The 734-nt window shown below is 70.4% G+C and carries 1 protein-coding gene and 1 riboswitch; the gene reads left to right on the top strand.

Translation table 11 applies throughout. The features are described from left to right. Nucleotides 1-34 precede the first annotated feature (34 nt). Nucleotides 35-247, top strand: a riboswitch (cyclic di-AMP (ydaO/yuaA leader). Nucleotides 248-255: 8 nt separating this feature from the next. After that, nucleotides 256-734: transglycosylase family protein (locus P3H15_RS54255; protein ID WP_276144863.1), on the top strand; the 479-nt coding region annotated here is incomplete at its 3' end.

The following is a 734-nucleotide window of genomic DNA, read 5'->3' on the forward strand; positions in this document are numbered from 1 at the left end:
TCCGGCCCGCCGCGCCAAACCTCGTCCCGCGGGTACCGGAGTCCCGACGAAGCATTCCAGGGACGAGGACGGGGGACCCAAAGTCCTCCAGGGAACGCAAGTTTCCAGACGGACACCGGTCCGAATGTGCCTCGCACAGTCGGATCTGGGGTGAAGCCAGACCCTCTCCAGCCAGGAGAGGCGAGGCCGGGCGACCTCTCAGCCCGAACCCGACAGCTGACCTCGCAGGCGCGTGTGGAGAGGATCTCGACCACTATGAGCGGACGCCATCGCAAGCCCACCACCACCGGCCGCACCGTCGCCAAGGTCGCCGTCACCGGCGCCATCATGGGCGTCGCCGGAGCAGCCTACTCGGGCACCGCGAACGCGGCACCGGACTCCGACTGGGACCGCCTCGCGCAGTGCGAGTCCGGCGGAAACTGGGGCATCAACACCGGAAACGGCTTCCAGGGCGGACTCCAGTTCTCCCCGAGCACCTGGAACGCGCACGGTGGAACCCAGTACGCCGCCACCGCCAACCAGGCCACGCGTGAACAGCAGATCGTCGTCGCCGAGAAGGTCCTCGACTCCCAGGGCTGGGGCGCATGGCCGTCCTGCTCCTCGAGCCTCGGCCTGAGCAGCGCACCCACCCAGCGCACCGCCCCCGCCACCGTGCCCGAGGCCCCCGCGGCGCCGGCACTCCCCGACATCACGGGCGGCATCCCCAGCACCAACGGCGGCACCTCGCAGTACGC

It is taken from the genome of Rhodococcus sp. T2V (assembly GCF_029269925.1).
GTDB classification, from domain to species: Bacteria; Actinomycetota; Actinomycetes; order Mycobacteriales; family Mycobacteriaceae; genus Rhodococcus_F; species Rhodococcus_F koreensis.